Source organism: Stenotrophomonas sp. DDT-1 (assembly GCF_001580555.1).
Taxonomy (GTDB): Bacteria; Pseudomonadota; Gammaproteobacteria; order Xanthomonadales; family Xanthomonadaceae; genus Stenotrophomonas; species Stenotrophomonas sepilia.
This window is the reverse complement of the sequence record NZ_LEKR01000024.1, coordinates 1-18,586: the sequence shown is the minus strand read 5'-3', so window position 1 is coordinate 18,586 and position 18,586 is coordinate 1. Positions and strand designations below refer to the sequence as shown.

Annotated in this window: 13 protein-coding genes and 1 pseudogene; 7 read left to right on the top strand and 7 right to left on the bottom strand. The window is 65.4% G+C overall.

Annotated elements, in window-relative coordinates:
- The first annotated feature begins 37 nt into the window (after positions 1-37).
- The 7 genes and pseudogenes from AB839_RS12685 to AB839_RS12660 all read left to right on the top strand — a co-directional run bounded on the left by AB839_RS12685 (position 38) and on the right by AB839_RS12660 (position 5,586).
- A complete protein-coding gene (locus AB839_RS12685; RefSeq protein WP_061479642.1) occupies positions 38-520 on the top strand; it encodes a peptidylprolyl isomerase in 483 nt (160 codons plus the stop codon).
- 99 nt (positions 521-619) lie between these two features.
- Positions 620-1,864 carry a DUF418 domain-containing protein gene (locus tag AB839_RS12680; protein ID WP_061479641.1) on the top strand — a complete coding sequence of 415 codons (1,245 nt, stop codon included), beginning with the start codon at positions 620-622 and terminating at the stop codon, positions 1,862-1,864.
- 19 nt (positions 1,865-1,883) lie between these two features.
- Positions 1,884-2,048, top strand: a pseudogene (locus tag AB839_RS21205) (amino acid dehydrogenase); the annotation flags it as partial.
- On the top strand, positions 2,045-3,403 hold the full coding sequence (gene gorA / locus AB839_RS12675; protein ID WP_061479640.1) for a glutathione-disulfide reductase: 1,359 nt from the start codon (positions 2,045-2,047) through the stop codon (positions 3,401-3,403). The pseudogene AB839_RS21205 and the gene gorA, both read left to right, overlap by 4 nt.
- A gap of 159 nt (positions 3,404-3,562) precedes the next feature.
- Positions 3,563-4,483 carry a DMT family transporter gene (locus tag AB839_RS12670; protein ID WP_061479639.1) on the top strand — a complete coding sequence of 307 codons (921 nt, stop codon included), beginning with the start codon at positions 3,563-3,565 and terminating at the stop codon, positions 4,481-4,483.
- The gene (locus AB839_RS12665; RefSeq protein ID WP_241776781.1) at positions 4,480-4,818 is read left to right on the top strand and encodes an MGMT family protein; all 339 of its coding nucleotides are present in this window, start codon (positions 4,480-4,482) and stop codon (positions 4,816-4,818) included. The genes AB839_RS12670 and AB839_RS12665 overlap by 4 nt, the downstream gene beginning before the upstream one ends.
- A 93-nt stretch (positions 4,819-4,911) precedes the next feature.
- Complete coding sequence (locus tag AB839_RS12660; protein WP_061479637.1) at positions 4,912-5,586, top strand: rhomboid family intramembrane serine protease; 675 nt, start codon at positions 4,912-4,914, stop codon at positions 5,584-5,586.
- Between the two features lie 49 nt (positions 5,587-5,635).
- Here AB839_RS12660 and AB839_RS12655 read toward each other — a convergent pair whose 3' ends face one another.
- The 7 genes from AB839_RS12655 to AB839_RS12625 all read right to left on the bottom strand — a co-directional run.
- On the bottom strand, positions 5,636-7,219 hold the full coding sequence (locus AB839_RS12655; protein WP_061479671.1) for an NAD(P)/FAD-dependent oxidoreductase: 1,584 nt from the start codon (positions 7,217-7,219) through the stop codon (positions 5,636-5,638).
- 76 nt (positions 7,220-7,295) lie between these two features.
- Positions 7,296-7,790: a VOC family protein gene (locus tag AB839_RS12650; protein WP_061479636.1), complete on the bottom strand. Its 495-nt coding sequence runs from the start codon at positions 7,788-7,790 to the stop codon at positions 7,296-7,298.
- A gap of 123 nt (positions 7,791-7,913) precedes the next feature.
- On the bottom strand, positions 7,914-9,923 hold the full coding sequence (locus AB839_RS12645; protein WP_061479635.1) for a M13 family metallopeptidase: 2,010 nt from the start codon (positions 9,921-9,923) through the stop codon (positions 7,914-7,916).
- Between the two features lie 216 nt (positions 9,924-10,139).
- Positions 10,140-12,242: a M13-type metalloendopeptidase gene (locus tag AB839_RS12640; protein WP_061479634.1), complete on the bottom strand. Its 2,103-nt coding sequence runs from the start codon at positions 12,240-12,242 to the stop codon at positions 10,140-10,142.
- 187 nt (positions 12,243-12,429) lie between these two features.
- The gene (locus AB839_RS12635; protein WP_061479633.1) at positions 12,430-15,414 is read right to left on the bottom strand and encodes a TonB-dependent receptor; all 2,985 of its coding nucleotides are present in this window, start codon (positions 15,412-15,414) and stop codon (positions 12,430-12,432) included.
- 120 nt (positions 15,415-15,534) lie between these two features.
- Entirely contained in the window at positions 15,535-15,945 is a 411-nt protein-coding gene (locus tag AB839_RS21945) for a hypothetical protein (RefSeq protein WP_229298473.1), read from the bottom strand.
- Positions 15,946-16,450: 505 nt separating this feature from the next.
- Positions 16,451-18,586 (bottom strand): TonB-dependent receptor (locus tag AB839_RS12625; protein ID WP_061479631.1); only part of this gene is annotated, 2,136 nt, incomplete at its 5' end.

Sequence of the window (18,586 nt, the reverse complement as noted above, 5' to 3'; positions counted from 1 at the left end):
ACCCGCCTGCCTCCGGCAGATCCAGACAGAGTTGCGCATGAAGATCGAAAAAGACCGCGTTGTCCGCTTCCACTACACCGTTTCCGAAGTCGGCCAGGAGCCGATCGAGTCGTCCAAGGACCGCGGCGAGCCGCTGGCGATCCTGATCGGCCACGGCAACATCATCCCGGGCCTGGAAAACGCCATGATGGACAAGGAAGCCGGCGCGACCTTCAACGTCGACGTCAAGGCGGCCGATGCCTACGGCGAGCGTCGTGAAGGCCTGTCCCAGCGCGTGCCGAAGAAGCACTTCGGCAACGCCAAGCTGGCCCCGGGCCAGCAGGTGGTGCTGCAGACCAACTTCGGCCCGCGTGCGGTGACCGTGCAGAAGGTCGGCATGAGCGTCGTCGACGTCGACCTGAACCACCCGATGGCCGGCAAGGACCTGCACTTCGACGTCGAGATCGTCGACGTGCGCGAAGCCGGCAAGGAAGAGATCGACCACGGCCACGTCCATGGCGACGGCGGTCACCAGCACTGATCGCAGCGCGATCGTGATGGATGCAGCGGCCCGCTTCGGCGGGCCGTTGCGTTTCTGGAACACGACGCGGCCATCCATGGCGTGTGGGCCGGCGGCATAATGGCGGACCTGCCTGACGGACGCCCCGTGAACGCCGCTTCTCCTTCCCTGCAGCCGGTCGCTTCCGGCGAACGCATCGCCGTGCTGGACGTGCTGCGCGGTGCCGCGCTGCTGGGCATCCTGCTGATGAACATCGAGGCCTTCAGCGGACCGCTGGACCTGGCCTTCACCGGCATCGACGTGCATTGGCGGGGCATCGACTACTGGGCCGATGCCTTTGTGTACGTGTTCGTGCAGGGCAAGTTCTTCACCCTGTTCTCGCTGCTGTTCGGCGCCGGCTTCGCGGTGATGGCGCAGCGCGCTGAGGCCGCCGGGCGCGACTTCACCCCGTTCTACCTGCGCCGCAGCGCTGGCTTGCTGCTGATCGGCCTGTGCCACGCGCTGCTGGTCTGGTCCGGCGACATCCTGGTGATGTACGCGTTGGTCTCGTTGCCGTTGCTGGCCTGCCGCGAGGCGCCGCGCAGCTGGCTGCCGTGGATGGGCGTGATCGTCTATCTGGGCGGCGTTGCGCTGATGCTGCTGGTGGGCGCGATGGTGTCGATGGCTTCGGTCGAAGAGGTGCGGGGCATGCTTGCCGACGCGCAGCAGAGCATCGACCTGCAGCGGCAGGTGTACGGGCAGGGCAGCTGGGCGCAGGCCACTGTGCAGCGCCTGAGCGAGTTCGGCACCTCGATGGGCGCGCTGCTGATCACCGGCCCGGAAGTGCTGGGCATGTTCCTGATCGGCAGCTGGTTCGCCGGCAGCGGCGCGTTGGCGACGCCGGAGCGCTTTCCGCGGCTGTACGCGGTGCTGCGTTGGGGGGCACTGCCGCTGGGCCTTGTGGTCACGCTGCTGGGTGTTGCCTGGAAGCCCTACCTGGCGCCGGGTGCCTACGGCCTGCCGGTGACGGCGGCGATGGCGCTGGTGACGATCGGTGGCCTGCCGATGTGCCTGGGTTACCTCGCGTGGATCGTGCATTGGCGTGCGCGGTTGGCCTGGCTGGCACCGGTCGGACGCATGGCGCTGACCCACTATCTTGGCCAGTCGCTGCTGTGTACCTGGACCTTCTACCACTATGGCCTGGGCAGGTTCGAGATGATGCCGCGCAGCGTGCAGCTGTTGTTCGCGCTGCTGCTGTTTGCCGCGCAGGTGGTCTTCTCGCACCTGTGGCTGCGCCATTTCCGCTTCGGCCCGATCGAGTGGATATGGCGTGCGATGACCTATCGGCAGTGGCCACCGATGCGGCGCAGGACGGAGCAGGGGTGAGCGATGGGCGCGCGCTGTGCTGATCGGCCGCGCGCCCGCGCATCCTCACGTCTGGCTTGCAGCGGGGCATGGCATGCTCGGCATCAGCATGAGCGCCGGCACCGGCCAGCTGATCGCCGATCTCGTCTGCGGCCGCACGCCAGCGATCGATCCTGCCCCTTACCGACCCGAGCGATTCCGATGAGCACTGCACCTTATGATTACGACCTGATCGTCCTTGGCGGCGGTTCCGCCGGCCTGGCCGGTGCCATCCGTGCAGCGCAGCATGGCAAGCGCGTGGCGATGCTGGAACCGGGCGAACTGGGCGGTACCTGTGTCAATGTTGGCTGCGTGCCGAAGAAGGCGATGTGGCTGGCGGCCGATCTGCACGAGCGCATCGGCCTGGCCAATGCGATGGGCTTCGATGTCGAGGCACGCCCGGCGCTGTCGTGGAAGGAGCTGGTGATCCATCGCCAGGCCTACATCACCAACATCCACACCAGCTACCACAAGCGCCTGGATGAAACCGGCGTGGTGCGCATCCCTGCGCGCGGCCGTCTGCTCGATGCGCATACCGTGGCCTGCAGTGACGGCGTGCATTACAGCGCCGAGCACATCCTGATCGCCACCGGCGCGCATCCGCTGCGTCCGGATATTCCCGGCGCGGAACTGGGCCTGGTTTCCGATGACTTCTTCGATCTGCGCGCGGCACCGGCCGAGGTGGCGATCATTGGTGGCGGCTACATCGCGGTGGAACTGGCCGGGTTGCTGCAGGCACTGGGCAGCAAGGTGAGCCTGCTGGTGCGGGGCAAGCGGTTGCTGGAGCGCTTCGACTACGAGCTGACCGACCAGCTGGCCGAGAACCTGAAGCAGCAGGGCGTGCGGATCCACTTCGACTATCGCCTGCGCGAACTGCAGCGCGATGGCGAGCGCGTGCGTGCGTTCGGCCATGACGGCCCGATCGACAGCGTGTTCGATGCGGTGTTCTTTGCCACCGGCCGCCGCGGCAACAGCCGTGATCTGGGACTGGAAGCGCTCGGCATCGGCATCGGCGAGCACGAGCAGGTGCAGGTGGACGAATGGCAGACTACCTCTGTGCCGAGCGTGCACGCGGTCGGTGACATCGCCGGCAAGGTCGGCCTGACCCCGGTAGCGGTGGCGGCTTCGCGGCGGCTGATGGACCGGCTGTTCGGTGGACGTCCGCAATCGAAGATGGATTACGAGAACGTGGCCAGCGTGGTGTTCTCGCATCCGCCGCTGGGTGCAGTGGGCATGAGCGAAGAGGAAGCGCGCGCGCGTTTTGACCAGGTGAGCGTTTACCACAGCCGTTTCCGCCCGATGCTGCAGGCGCTGGCCAACGGCACCCAGCGCAGCCTGTTCAAGATGGTCTGCGCGGGCCCGGAGGAGCGCGTGGTGGGTATCCACCTGCTGGGCGAAGCGGCCGACGAGATCCTGCAGGGCTTCGCGGTGGCGGTGAAGATGGGCGCGACCAAGGCCCAGTTCGACGACACCGTGGCGATCCACCCGACCTCGGCCGAGGAAGTGGTGCTGATGCGCTGAGCCCGCAGTTGTAGAGCCGAGCCCACGCTCGGCTGCTTTTCGCCCAGGCTCGGCGAAGCCGAGCGCAGGCTCGGCTCTACAGGGCACCGAGGGCGCCCGTGCGACAATGGGCGCCCCCACGCCTTACCGGGCCGCTCTGCGCGGCCAGCTGTCGTCCTGATGTCCACGCCCGCTTCCCGCATCGCTACGGCTTCCCCCCGCATCGCGCTGGGGGGTATCGGCCTGGCTGCGATCGGCGCCATTGCTGCTTCCGGCAAGGCCATCATCGTCAAGCTCGGCCTGCGCCACGGCGTCGATGCCACCACGCTGCTCGCCCTGCGCATGCTGATGGCGCTGCCCTTGTTCGCGTTGATGGCCTTGTGGGCCGCGCGCCGGGCCACGCCGCTGTCCTGGGCCGACCGCGCCCGCGTGCTGTGGCTGGGCTTCACCGGCTATTACCTGTCCAGCCTGCTCGATTTCCAGGGCCTGCAGTACATCAGCGTGACGCTGGAACGGCTGATCCTGTACTTGAACCCGACCCTGGTGCTGCTGATCAACGTGCTGCTGGCGCGCCAGCGGCCGGGACGCTGGCAGATCGGCGCGCTGGTGCTGAGTTACCTCGGCGTGCTGCTGGCCTTCGGGCACGACCTGCAGCGCGAGGGCGGCCAGATCATCGTCGGCAGCCTGCTGGTGCTGGGCAGTGCGCTCAGCTACGCGCTGTACCTGTTCGGCAGCGGGCAGGTGGTCGCGCGCATCGGTGCAGTGCGGCTGACCGCCTATGCCAGCTGCGTGGCCAGCGTGCTGGTGCTGCTGCATTTCGCGGTGACCCATCCGCTGCCACTGCTGTGGCAGGCACCGGCGCCGGTACAGTGGCTGTCGCTGGTCAATGCCACTGTCTGCACGGTGCTGCCGGTGCTGGCGATCATGTTGGCGGTGCAGCGCGTGGGTTCGTCGCTGGCCGCACAGGTCGGTATGCTGGGCCCTGTTTCCACCATCGTGATGAGCCTATGGCTGCTCGACGAACCGATGGGGCCGGCGCAGATCGCCGGCACCGTGCTGGTGCTGATTGGCGTTCTGCTGGTGACCCGCCTGCGGCGCTGACGCCGGAGCAGGCGCGTGCGCGCATCCTGGCGGTGATCCGCGCGATCCCGGCGGGGCAGGTGATGGGCTACGGCCAGGTGGCGATGCGCGCGGGCCTGCCCGGGCGTGCGCGCCTGACCGCGCGCATCCTGGGCCAGAACGACGACCCGGACCTGCCCTGGCACCGCGTGCTGCGCTCGGATGGGCGCATCGCCATGGAAGAAGGGTCGGCGGGCTGGCGCGAGCAGTCGCAGCGGCTGCGTGCCGAGGGCGTGGTGGTTGAGAACGGCCGGGTGCGGATGCCCACGACCGATCCGGCGGTAGCGCTGGATGCTGCCGTTTGGGGCCCGCGCTGAGCATCGCTGGCGACTGAACAGGCCGGACCCGCGGGTCGCCAACAAGACACGATGCTGCGGCTATGATGGAGGCCGTTCCATGCCGGTGCTCCCATGTTCCCGCGACTGCCAACCGTCACCAAGGCCCTGCTGATCGCCAACGCGATCCTGTTCCTGCTGCAGCAGCCGTTCCTGCTCGGCATGCAGACCTTCGAGCCGTTCATGCTGCAACCGCTGCAGCAGGGCTTCGATGCGTTCTCGCCGGGTGGCAACTTCCAGCCGTGGCAGCTGCTGACTTACGGTTTCCTGCATGGCAGCTTCATGCATCTGTTCTTCAACATGCTGGCGGTCTTCATGTTCGGCGCGCCGCTGGAGCAGACCTGGGGCGAAAAGCGCTTCCTGCTGTATTACCTGGTGTGCGTGGCCGGTGCAGGCGTCTGCCAGCTGCTGGTGGGCACGCTGCTGGAAAACCCAGCCACGGTGCTGGGGGCCTCTGGCGGCGTGTTCGGCCTGCTGCTGGCTTACGGCATGCTGTTCCCCAACCAGCGGGTGATGCTGCTGTTCCCGCCGATCCCGATGAAGGCGCGGACCTTCGTGATCCTGTTTGGCGTGGGCGAACTGGTGCTGGGCATGACCGGCTTGCAGCCAGGCGTGGCCCACTTCGCGCACCTCGGCGGCATGCTGTTCGGCTGGTTGCTGATCCGCTACTGGCGCGGGCAGCCGCCGTTCAACAAGCGCCGCCCACCCGGCCCGCCGAATCGCCCGAACCATCTGCGCAGCGTCAAATGATCCGAAGGATCATTTGACGCTGCAGGTGCCAACCTTGGTTGGCACGCCCTCACAGATCCTGCAACACCACCTGCGCTGCATTGTGACCTGGCGCGCCGGTCACGCCGCCCCCGGGATGTGTTCCCGACCCGCACAGATACAGGCCGGGCAGGGCACCACGATAGCCAGCCTGGCCAACCATCGGCCGTGCCGAGAACAACTGGTTGGCACTGAGCGCTCCGTGGAAGATGTCGCCGCCGATCAGGCCGAAGGTGCGCTCCAGATCCAGCGGTGACAGCACCTGGCGGCCCAGTACGCTGCCAGCGAAACCCGGCGCATACCGTTCAACGGTGGCGATCATCAGATCGGCCACCGTTTCACGATGATCATCCCAGTGACGCCCACCGGGCAGCACGGGCGCCACGTGCTGGCAGAACAGGCTGGCGACGTGCTTCCCCGGCGGCGCCAGCGAATCGTCCAGCGTGCTGGGAATGAGCATTTCCACGATTGGTTCGCGTGACCAGCCATTGCGACGCGCATCCAGCCAGGCACGGTCCATGTAATCCAGGCTTGGGGCCATGATGATGCCGGCGCTGAGGTGATCGCCGGGACCGGGCAGAGCGCGGAAGTCCGGCAGCTGCGACAGCGCGACATTCATCCGGAACGTGCCGGAACCGCAGCGCCAGTTCGCCATGCGTTCGCGCGTTGCGTCCGGTACCTGCTCCGGTGCCAGCATCTGCTCGTACAGCAGCTTTGGATTGACGTTGGCGATCATCGCGCGTGCGCGCAGGATTTCGCCGTTGGCCAGCGCCACGCCCACGACACGACCCTGCTCGATCAGCAGGCGTTGCACACCGGCATCCACGCGCAGCTCAGCCCCGGCCTCCCGCGCGGCAGTGGCGATGGCCTGGCTGATCGCGCCCATGCCACCGATCGCATGGCCCCACGCACCTTTCATGCCATTGCACTGGCCGAACACGTGGTGCAGCAGTACGTAGGCACTGCCCGGTGTATAGGGGCTTGCGTAGTTGCCGACGATGCCATCGAAGCCGAACAGCGCCTTGATCGGCTCGCTTTCGAACCAGCGGTCCAGGTACTCGGCCGCCGACAGCGTGAAAAGGTCCAGCAGCTCCTGCCGCAGCGAGGCATCCAGCGTGGCCAGTTCACGACCGAGACGGCCCATCTGCCACAGGGCGGGCAGCGCACGCCAACCGCCTGCTGCACCCAGGTCCGGCGGCGCGCGTAGGGCCCAGGCGCGCAGCACGTCGGCGAAGATCTCCAGGCGCGCTTCGTATTCGGGTAGCCGCTGTGCATCCCGCTCGGAAAACTTCGCGACCTCGGCCTGGGTGCGGCCCGGTGCGGACAGCAGGTAGCGGCCGTCCGGCAATGGCAGGAAGTTGTTGGCCGGGCGATTGATGATGCGCAGCCCATGCGCATGCAGCTGCAGATCGTCGATTACCTTTGGTTGCAGCAGCGACACCGTGTAGGACGCCACCGAGTTGCGGAACCCGGGGTGGAATTCCTCGGTGACCGCCGCGCCGCCGAGAACGCCACGACGTTCCAGCACCAGCACCTTCTTGCCAGCACGTGCGAGATAGGCCGCGCAGACCAGGCCGTTGTGGCCGCCACCGATGATGATCGCATCCCAGGACATCAGCACCTCGGAAAAAGGGGACGGAGGGGATTAAGTCGCAATCCGCATGGGGTCACAGGCAATGGGGAATAACGACTTAATCCCCTCCGTCCCCTTTTTTGATTGCCGCTTCGATGGTGGCGATGTCGATCTTCTTCATCGGCATCATCGCGTTGAAGGCGCGCTTGGCCAGTGCCTTGTCCTGGCTGGTCACCGCTTCGATCAGCATGCGTGGGCTGATCTGCCAGGAAACGCCCCATCGGTCCTTGCACCAACCGCACTGGCTCTCCTGTCCGCCGTTGCTGACGATGGCGTCCCACAAGCGGTCAGTCTCGGCCTGGTCCTCGGTCTGGATCTGGAAGGAGAAGGCTTCGCTGTGCTTGAACGCGGTGCCGCCGTTGAGGCCGACGCAGGGGATGCCGCAGACCGTGAATTCGACCGTCAGTACGTTGCCTTCCTTGCCGTCCGGGTAGTCGCCCGGGGCGTGGTGGACAGCGCTCACCGCGCTGTCGGGAAAGGTGTTGGCATAGAAGGTGGCGGCCTCGAGCGCGCCGTTGTCGTACCAGATACAGATCGTGTTCTTGTGTGCCATGTCCGGCTCCACGATGGACGAAGGCGCAGCGATAGCACGCCCGGTGTTAATCCGGGATCGTGCTGCACCCGCAAAAAAAGAGCGCCCGAAGGCGCCCTTTGTACTCCCAGTGCGGCAGCCGGCTCAGCGCCAGACCTTGATCTGGTCGGCTTCGCTGCGCTGCATCGGCTGCCCGGCCTTGCAGCTGAAGGTGGCACCGAACGCCGGCAGGTTCGCCAGCGTGCCGTTGCTGCGCCACAGGCCCGGTGCGCGGATGTCGGCGGTCAGGCGGCGCGCGGCCTCGTTCGGCGACAGCTGCTGTGCCCACAGCGACGACCAGGCGCGGAAGAAGCCCTGCTGCTGTGCCTGCTTGGCCTTGGGCTCCTGCGCGGCATACGCCGCCCACGCCAGTTCCAGGCCGGCGATGTCGGCCAGGTTCTCTTCCTGGGTCAGCGTGCCGTTGACCTTGGCACCCTTCACGCCCGGGAAGTCGTAGGCGCTGTACTGCGCGGCCACGCGATTGCCGAGCAGGGTCCAGGCGGTCTTGTCGGCCGGGGTCCACCAGCTGCGCAACTCACCCTTGGCATCGACCAGCGCGCCCTTGGCATCGATCGCACGGGTCAGCTCATGGCCGACCAGGCCCCCGAAGCTGCCGAACTTGTCGGCGGTGTCGGCCTTGGCGTTGAACACCGGGCTCTGCAGGATCGCGGCGGTGACGATCAGGCGGTTCTGCGCCAGGTCGTAGGCCAGCGACGGCTGCTGCGGCAGCACGTCCCAGCGACGGTCGGCATTGCCCTTGCCGATGCGCTTCATTTCCTCGCGGTGGCGCCAGGTCGAAGCAATCAGCATGTTGCCACCAAACGAGCCGCGCCCCATCGGCTGCACGCTGTAGTCCAGGTCGCGCAGCGGGGTGCCGATCTCGATCTTCAGCGCAGCCAGCTTGGCTTGCGCTTCAGCCTTGGCTTCGGCGCTCATCCAGCTGTTGTTCTTGACCGCTTCGATCTGTACTTCGCGCAGCTTGTCGACGATCCACGCCGCCTGGCGACGATCTTCGGCGGACAGGTAGCGCGCGGCATATTCGCGGCCCACCATCGGGCCGGCGGCTACGTTGATCGCATCGAGCACGCTTTCCCAGCGCTGCGGTGGCAGGGTTTCGCCGCGCAGCACGCGGCCACGGAATTCGAACTCGGCGTCGCGGTAGGCCTTGGACAGGTACGGCGCCATCGAATCGCCCACGCGCCAGCGCAGGTAGGCTTTCCACTGGTCCGGCTTGAGCTTGGTGACCATGCCGTCGAGCTGCTTGAACAGGCCCGGATCGGCCAGCGAGACCAGATCGTCATCCACGCCCTGTGCCTTCAGGAACGCGTCCAGCTGCAGGTTGCGGTAGCGGCTGTTGAGCTCCTTGGTGGAGATCGGCGCGTAGTTGTTGAACGGGTTGTTGATGCCGGCCAGCGACTGCGCGTTGCGCGCTAGCTCGGTCTCCAGCGCGATCACCGCCTGCGATTCGGCATCCAGCTTGGCCGCCGGGGTGCCGGTCAGCGCCAGGATCTGCTTGACGTAGTTGCGGTAGCGACCCATCAGCGCCACGGTATCGGCGTCGGTGCGGGTATAGAACGCGGGATCCGGCAGGCCCATGCCGCCCTGCATGAAGTAACCGATGTGGCGGTCCAGTGCCTTCAGGTCGACGTCAGGGCCGAAGTTGAAGGCGACCGGGATGCCCACCTGGTGCAGCGCGGCGATCGAGGCCGGCACATCCTTGGCCTTCTTGATGGCGTTGATGCGGGTCAGCAGCGGGGCGATTGGATTGGAACCGTCCGCTTCCACGGCGGCTTCGTCAAGGCCGCTGGCCCAGAAGTCACCCAGCAGCTTCTGCACGTTGCCCTGCGGCGACTTCATCGCGGCGTCGAGCAGGTCGCGCTGCTGCTGGCGGCTGCGGTCGACCAGCTGGCCCAGTGCGGTCGTGGCGCCGGTCTGCGGCACCGGGTTGGCCTTCAGCCAGCCTGCATTGGTGGCGTCGTAGAAGTCGCTGCACTGGGCGCTGACGGCCGGGGCGCGTGAGGCCTTCTTCTTGGCGGCGGCAAACGCATCGTGGGTCGGGAGCAGAGTCGCCAGGCTGATGCCCAGGGCGATGGCAAGCGGACGGAAGTTGGGCATGTGGAACGAATCCGTGATGGATTGAGGGCGCGCGCACTATAGCAAGCCGGGCATGGGCGCGGCATGCACGCATCACGGTGGCTCCGCCGAGCCGTGCGCCGACCAAGGTCGGCATCTACCAACGGCGTGGGTCATGCGCGGATGACGGGCGCTGTGAAAAACAAGGGCCCGGGAATTCCCGGGCCCTTGCAGGTATGCCGCAACGTCAGCCGTTGCTTACCAGATCACCACCTGCTGCTCGCCGGTGCGGGCCATCGGCGAACCGCCCTTGCACTGGAACGCGGCGGCGAAGGTCGGCAGGTTCGACGGCGCACCCATGGCGCGGAACTGCGCCGGGGCGTGCGGATCGGTGGCCAGGCGGACCTTGGCGTTTTCCGGGGTGTACTTGGTGCGCCACACGGTGGCCCAGTTGAAGAAGAAGCGCTGGTCGCGGGTGAAGCCATCGACCTTCGCATCTTCCTTGCCGGCGGAGGCCTTCTGCAGCGCGTCGTAGGCGGTGGCCAGGCCACCCAGGTCGGCGATGTTCTCGCCCAGGGTCAGGTGGCCGTTCACCGCCTGGCCGTCGACCTTGTACTGGTCGAACTGCTTGACCAGCTTGCCGGTGAGGCCTTCGAAGTTCTTCTTGTCGGCCGGGGTCCACCAGTCTTCCATGTTGCCGGTCGGCCCGAAGCGTGCACCCTGGTCGTCGTAACCGTGGGTCATTTCATGGCCGATCACCGCACCGATGCCGCCGTAGTTCAGCGCGTCGTCGGCCTTCGGATCGAAGAACGGCGGCTGCAGGATGGCGGCCGGGAACACGATCTCGTTCTGCAGCGGGTTGTAGTAGGCGTTGACGGTCTGCGGGGTCATGCCCCACTCGGTCTTGTCCACCGGCTTGCCGATCTTGGACAGGTTGAACTTGTAGTTGAACTCGTTGGCCGCGCGCACGTTGCCGAGGAAGCTGTCGCGCTGGGTCTGCAGGCCCGACCAGTCGCGCCACTTGTCCGGGTAACCGATCTTCGGGGTGAAGGTCTCCCACTTGGCGATGGCCTTGGCCTTGGTTTCCTCGCTCATCCAGCTCAGGCCCTGGATGCGGTCCTTCAGCGCGGCGGCCAGGTTCTTCACCAGTTCTTCCATCTTCGCCTTGGCTTCCGGCGAGAAGGCGACCTTCACGTACAGCTGGCCGAAGGCTTCACCTGCATCATTCTCGATGGTGCCCAGCACGCGCTTCCAGCGCGGCTTCTGTTCCTTCTGGCCGTTGAGGGTCTTGCCGTAGAACTCGTAGTTCTCCTGCACGAAGGCGTCAGCCAGGTACGGCGAGGCGCTGTCCACGGTGTGGAAGCGCAGGTAGGCGCGCCACACCGACGGGTCGGTATCGCCCAGCGCCTTGCTCACTTCCTCATGGAAAGCCGGCATGGCCAGCGAGAACTTCTCCGGTGCGGCCACGCCCTGCGACTTGAAGAACTCGGTCCAGCTGAAGTTCGGGGTCAGCTTGTCGGCGTCGGCCAGGGTGACCGGGTTGTAGTACAGCTCGACGTTGCGCGACAGCTCGACGCGCGACTTGGAAGCCTTGGCCAGGCGGGTTTCGAACTTGATCACGTCCTCGGCCTGCTTGGCCGCGTCGGCCGCGGCGACGCCGGACAGCTCCAGCACCTTGGCGACGTGCGCCTGGTAGGCCTTCAGCTTGTCGGCGTTCTTGGCATCGGTGTAATAGGTGGTATCCGGCAGGCCCAGGCCGCCCTGGCTGGCGTAGGCCATGTTCATGGCCGAGTTCTTGAAGTCGGCTTCGGCACCGAAGCCGAACAGGACGTTGTCACCCTTGGCGGCGCTGGTGCGCAGGTAGTTGGCGATCGCTGCCTTGTCCTGCAGGCCGTCGATCGCCGCCAGGTCGGCCTTCAGCGGCTCGATGCCCTGCGCGTTGATCTTCGCTTCGTCCATGCCGGTCGCCCACAGGTCGCCGACGATCTTCTCGATGTGGTTCGGGTTCTTGACCTGCGCGACCTGTTCGGCCAGCTGGTGCTGCACGGCCACCGAGCGCTCGTCGAGGATGGTGAACGCGCCCCAGCTGGTGCGGTCGCCCGGGATTTCATTGGCGGCCAGCCACTTGCTGTTGACGTAGTCGCCAAAGGCGGTGCAGGCGTCCTTGGTGGTGTCCAGGTCGCTCGGCTGGAAGGCGTTGTAGGCCGGCAGCTTGCTCTCGTCCAGCTTATAGGTGGTGGCTTCGGCGGTGGCCGGGGCGGAGGCGGCGGCGTCCTTGGCCGGGGTTTCAGTCTTGCCGCAGCCGACCAGCGCGGCCGAAACGGCCAGGGTCAGCAGCACGATCTTGGGAGTACGGGTCACTTGAATGGCCTCCGGGCCGAGTGAGTCAGGGAGTGGCCGCAGGTGCGACCGTGGGCCGAACGATACGCCGCCGGCCAGACCTGCAAGGGTGTCGAAGGTCATGGTCGGGCGCAAGGGCTTTTGCCGGGCCCGGAAAAGGCAGACCCGGCAAAAGCCGGGTCTGTCGGGTGTTGCGGTTCTGGATGGATCAGAACTTGTAGGTGGCGCCCATGTACATGTAACGGCCGATGTTGTCGTACATCGCCGAACCGACGTCAGAGCCGAAGTAGTTCACCGGCGGATCCTTGTCGAAGGCATTGTCGATGCCCATGTAGACGTCGATCTTGTCACCCGGGAAGCGGTAGCCGAACTGGAAGTTGTGGTACGTGTACGAGCCGTTGCGGATCGGGCTGGTCTGTCCCGGGTTGGCCTGGTAGCTCTTCGGCTGCACACGCAGGTTCGGGCCGACGTAGGTCATGTCCCACGACGCGCGCCACTGGCCCAGCGAGTACTTGGTCTGCAACTGGCCACGCCAGCGCGGATCGGTCACCCAGGTGACGTTCTCGTCGTACTCGTTCGGGAAGGCCTGGAAGGCCCACTCGCGCGACTGCAGCAGACGGGTGCCCACCAGGCGGATGACGGTGTCACCCTCGGCCAGCTTGAAGCGGTAGTCCATTTCCAGATCGACGCCGACGCGACGCGAGCGGGCGAGGTTTTCGTTCAGCGCAACCCAGCGGCTGATCGAGTATTCCGGGAAGGTGCGGCCGCCAGCATCGGTCTTGCCGCCCACCGGTGCGCGTTCGATGAAGCCGCAGAAGCTGTTGTTGATCCCCCCCGGCGAATCCACGCAACGGGTTGCATTGGTCTGCGCGGTCACCGCACCAATGGCGTCCTTCAGACTGATCCACCAGTAGTCGACGGACATGCCGAAGCCCTGCAGGAAATCAGGCTGCCAGACCAGGCCATAGGTGAAGCTGCGTGCGCGTTCCGGCTTCAGGTCCGGATTGCCGCCGCTGACGCCCGGGCGGGTGGCAGTGTAGGTGTCGACCCAGCCGACCGGCACGCCCAGCGCCGAGCAGTTGGCCTGGCGCAGTGCCGGGTCCGCCGCGGTGTTCGGGCGGTTCGGGTTGGTGGCCAGGTAGTTGCAGGGGTCGTTGACCGTGGCGAAGTTTTCGCTCTGCGGGTTGTACAGCTCACCGATGCTCGGTGCGCGCACCGCTTGCGACAGGGTGCCGCGGGCACGCAGCGACGGGATGATGGTCCAGTCCAGGCCCACCTTCCAGGTGGTGGTCTTGCCGATGCTGCTGTAGTCCGACCAGCGGCCTGCGGCGTCCAGGGTCAGGTTGTAGATGCCCGGGATGTCAGCCAGTAGCGGCACTGTGGTTTCAACGAAGGCCTCGCGCACGTCGTACTTGCCCATGCGGTTGGGAATGGCGTTGAGGAAGGTGAGGCCCTGCGCGGCCAGCGGATCGGTGATCTCGCGGCTCTTTTCGCGGCGGTATTCCACACCACCGGCCACGCCGACATCACCGGCCGGCAGGCTGAAGAGCGAGCCGTTGGCCAGCGACGCGCTGAACACCGACTGCTGCAGGCGCGAGTAGTTGAACGAATTGACGTTCATCCAGTCACGTGCGGCTTGGGTCACCGCGCCGTTGCCGAACACCGAGAACGGCACGCAGCCTTCGCGGGCGAACTGCGAGTACACGCGGTTGCCGTTGTTGGGGTTGGTCGCGTTCGGGTTCAGCGTGGTGCGGCAGACGATCTGGCCAGTGGCCGGGTTGACCACGGTATCCAGGCCAGCCTGCCAACGCTCGTTGATACGGTTGTTGAGGTTCCAGCGCTTGACTTCGCTCTGGCCCCAGTTGCCGTAAACGTCGTAGGTCCAGTTCTCGGTCAGGTTGCCTTCCATGCCCAGCACAAAGCGCTGGGTGTTGCGCTCCACGTGCTCACCACGCTGGCCGGCGTCGACGTTGAAGCGGCTCAGGGTTAGCTGGCTCAGGCCGGCGCTGGTCATCAGTGCACGCAATTGCGGCGACACGTAAGCGTTATCGCGCTGGATGCGCAAGGTCTGGTCGAACGACGGCTGTGCCAGGAAGTCCGACTCGGTTTCGGTGTACTTGCCTTCGAAGTACAGGCGATGGTTGTCGGTCAGGTCGAAGTTGACGACCGTGTTGATACTCTTGCGGTCGAACTTCGGCTGCAGGTCGGCAACCGAGTTCAGGTCGGCGAAATCACAGTTCACGCAACTGGTTGCGCTGACCACGGTGCCGTCGTAGCGCTGCTTGCGGAAGGTGCCATCCGGGTTGAACTGGTAGCGGTTGCCCCAGGTAGCCGGATTGTTCGGGTTGAAGGTGCCGATGTTGAAGGTACCGCCGAAGGAGATCGAGTGATTGCCGCCCGGGCCTGCCAGCACGGTTTCCGGGTTGCTTTCGCTGGACGGCTTGCTGCTGTCGTAGTTCGGGTTGCGCACCGACACCAGGAACTCGTTGCCGATGGCGCGGTCGGTGCGGACGAAGCGGTCCTGCTTGCTGTACTCAAGGGCGACGGCGGCGTTGCCGCGGCCACCAGCGAAGTCGGTGCCGGCCGAGGCGCTGATGAAGGAGCGGTTGAAGCCGCCTTCGCTGGCCATGCCGGTCTGACCGCGCACTTCGGCGCCGTCGAAGGACTTCTTCATGATGAAGTTGACCACGCCAGCCACGGCGTCGGCGCCGTACACGGCCGAGGCACCACCGGTGATCACTTCCACGCGCTCGATCCATTCCACCGGGATGGTGTTGACGTCCACGGCCGAGGAGCCCGAGGTCGCGCCGACGTGGCGGCGGCCATTGACCAGCACCAGAGTGCGCGAGGTGCCCATGCCACGCAGGTCCATCAGACCCACGCCGGCGGTGCCGATGAAGCGGGTCGAGTTGCCCAGCGTGTAGGTCGGTGTCAGCGCTGGCAGGCGCGTCATCAGATCGCCGATGTTGTTCGCACCGGTGGCACGAATCTCCTCGGCGGTGATGGCCGTGACCGGCGAGGGGGTCACAAAGCCCGTACGCGCAATGCGCGAGCCGGTCACACTGACGCGATCGAGGTCGATCGGATTGGAGGAGGCTTCCTGCGCGAAGGCAGGTGCTGCGGCCACGGCGAGCAGACCGACGAGCAGGGCGCTGCTGAGCGGGTGACGGCCAAGTGGGCGGTTGTACGTCATCGTTATGGGTCCCCTAATGAATTGAAGCGTGCTGTTCCGTCCGTTCGTTACACCTAAGTTCATATAACGGGCGTCGTTCATGGAACCTAACACGGCCTTAACGAGAAATGCATACAAATGTCACAAAATGGTACTGGGTGCACTTCGAAGTTGGCTGAAAGTGCAACAAATACAATCGTTTAATATCAATTGTGATCTGCCGGCCACAACTTGATGACGCGAAGCTGAACGTGGTGGGATGGGCCACTTTGCGCAAATAGGCGTTTCATCATCCGTCCAGGAGCGGTGTTCATCAGAGGGGCGGAGGAAGCTGCCGTAGTTGGCCTGCAGCGTGGCGATCCCCCCGCTTGGCGACCAGGTCGTCGATGTGTCGGAACGTGCCTTTGCGTAGCTTTCGTAATTCCAAATCGACGTCGGGTTGCCCAGCAGGTCCTGGAAGTCCTCACCCGGCTGCACCTGCACTTCATGCTTCAGCATGTTGGTGTAGTTGTCCGAGAACTGCAGCGAACCGAAGCGGCCGATGTCTTGCAAGTACGTGAAGCCGACGGCAAGGGCCTGCAGGTTCTGGCAGGCTCATCTTCGGGGGGGCACAGCGAGCTCAGGTTGCTGGCCGAATCGCGTACGACCCAGTCGGCCACGTCCTGATGGGTGGCCGAGGAGCTCTTCGGCAAGTCGTTGCGGCAGTAGTACTCGGCCAGCAGCAGCGGGTCTATGCTGGCTGCATCAACTCCGTTCTCGATCTTGCAGTTGTAGCAGTCGGCCGAGATCGACAGGTTTCTACAACCGGGGTATGGGCCGATTCGGCCAAGTTGCACTCGGTTTCTACGGCTACATGCCGAAGAATAGTGGTCAGGCGGCAAACGCGCTTGTGCCGTTCGTGGAGGGCGTGGATGCGTTCGATGAGCCCAAGTGCCAGCTCCGCTGGGGCCGGGAATGGGCAGGCCCTGTTCCACCAGGGCCTGTTCTTCCATCCGCTCAGGCCGGACACGAAAAAGCCCCGCCATGGCGGGGCTTTTCCGTTGCTGCGGTTGCGGGATTACTTCACGCCGAACGCGTACTTGGCCTGCACGTAGATCGCGCGCCCGTAGGCGTTGTACAGGTAGTTGTTGTACGGCTGGCCGCTGGTGCCGGCGAAGCTGTAGCGCTGGTTGTCCGGCATCTTGTTGAACACGTTGTTGACCATCAGCGACAGGGTCAGGTTTTCCATCGCGCGGTAGTTCACGCTCAGGTTGTAGGTGGTGTAGGAACCCCACTTGCCTGCCTTGTAGCCGGAGCTGTGGACGTAGTCATAGCCGTTGCCCACGTAAGCCATGTAGTTCGGCGTCTTGCCGATGTAGTTGGCATACAGGGTGGTGGTCCAGTTGTCCTTGGCCCAGCCGATCGAGCCGTCCGCGCGTACCTTGGCGTACGAGTCATACACCCACATCGCATACGGGTCGTGCAGCAGGTCCAGGAACTCGTCACCCGGCTGCGGCTGCAGCTTGCGCTTGAGCATGTCGGTGTAGTTGGCCGAGAACTGCAGCGAACCGAAGCGACCGATGTCCTGCACGTACTTGAAGCTGGCGGTCAGTGCTTCCAGGTTCTGGCGGGCGACGTTCATCTTCGGCGTGTAGATCTCGTCGAGCACGCCCGATGCATCACGGGTGATCCAGTCATCGACGTTCTGGCAGCTGGCCGAGGTGTTGTTGGACTGGCCGTTGCGGCAGTAGTACTCGGCCAGCAGCAGCTGGTCGGAGCTGAGCGTATCGACCTCGTTCTTGATCTTCCAGTTGTAGTAGTCGACCGACAGCGACAGGTTGTTGATCGGTGCCCACACGACGCCTGCATTCCAGACGTCGGCGGTGATCGGCTCCAGGTCGGGGTTGCCCGAGCGGGTGCCGAACACCGAGACGCTGTCGTACGGGCAGCCGGTGGTGTTGGCCGGGTCGTAGCCCAGCTGGCCGCAGCGGTAGTAGTCGGTGGAACCGTTGGCGTAGTAACCGCTGCGGCCCTGGAAGGCATCGGACAGGGTCGGTGCGCGGAACGCCGTACCGTACTTGCCGCGGAACAACAGGCTTTCGATCGGGCGGAACTCGATGCCGACGCTGTAGGTGGCCTTGTCCACGGTGTTGCTGCCGATCTTGAAGGCGTCATAGCGGCCGGAGCCGGTGACGGTCAGCGTTTCCAGCAGCGGCATGCGCAGTTCGGTGGTCACCGCATAGTTGCTGCGATGGCCGGCACCGGATACGGCGGTGGTCCCCCACACGCTGCCATCCATCAGGCCCGGGTCGGGCGTGTAATCCCAGCCTTCACTGCCGCCTTCCAGAACCACGGCGAAGCCAGCATCGCCACCCGGCAGCTTGAACAGCGAGCCATTGGTGACCTGGGCGCGGGCCAGGTTCTGCCAGGTGCGGCTTTCGCTGTAGCTGTAGCCGGTGAAGCTCTGGAAGTCACCAGCGGGCAGCGGTGCGTAGAACGCTTCCCAGTTCGGGCTGTAGATGTTGTAGCCGGTGCTGGTGGTACCCAGCACCGGGCCCAGCACACGCTGCTCGAAGTAGTCGTTGATCGGGTCGTTCCAGCGCACGAAATTGCGCTCGGTCAGCTTGTACTCGCCACGGGTGAAGCTGAGGCTGTAGTCCCAGTTGCCTGCGGTGCCGCGGCCGCCGAGGGTGACCTGGTAGGCCTTGTTGCGGTCGGTGTTCATGATGTCGCGGTAACCGCCGCCGCCGATGTCCTCCGGCGCGAACACGCGCTGCAGGTTCATGTACTGGCCGCTGGCCTGGTCGTAGAAGCGGCCCCAGCCCGAGGAGGTGCCCCACCAGGTGTAGCCGGAACCGGTGGCGTACTTGACCTCCTCCAGGCTGTACAGCGCGTCGCCGAACAGCTGGAAATTGTCATTCACGTCGAAGGTGGCCGAGCTGTAGATCTGCCCGCTTTCCTTGCCGTTCTTGATGGTCTTGTACCCGGTGCCGTAGACAGAGCCGCAGGCCTGGCCGGTCGGACGGGTACCGAGCACGGTGGTGCCGTCGAACTGGCCCGCCACGTTGGCGCACCGGTTCGGGTCCATCATCGCGTAGCGGTTGTTGGCGGCCGGCAGCAGCACCAGGAAATCGTTGGAGACGTACTGCGGGCTGTAACCGTCGGGGTTGTTGACCTTGGTCAGGTCGCGCTGGTAACCCCAGATCGGGCTGGT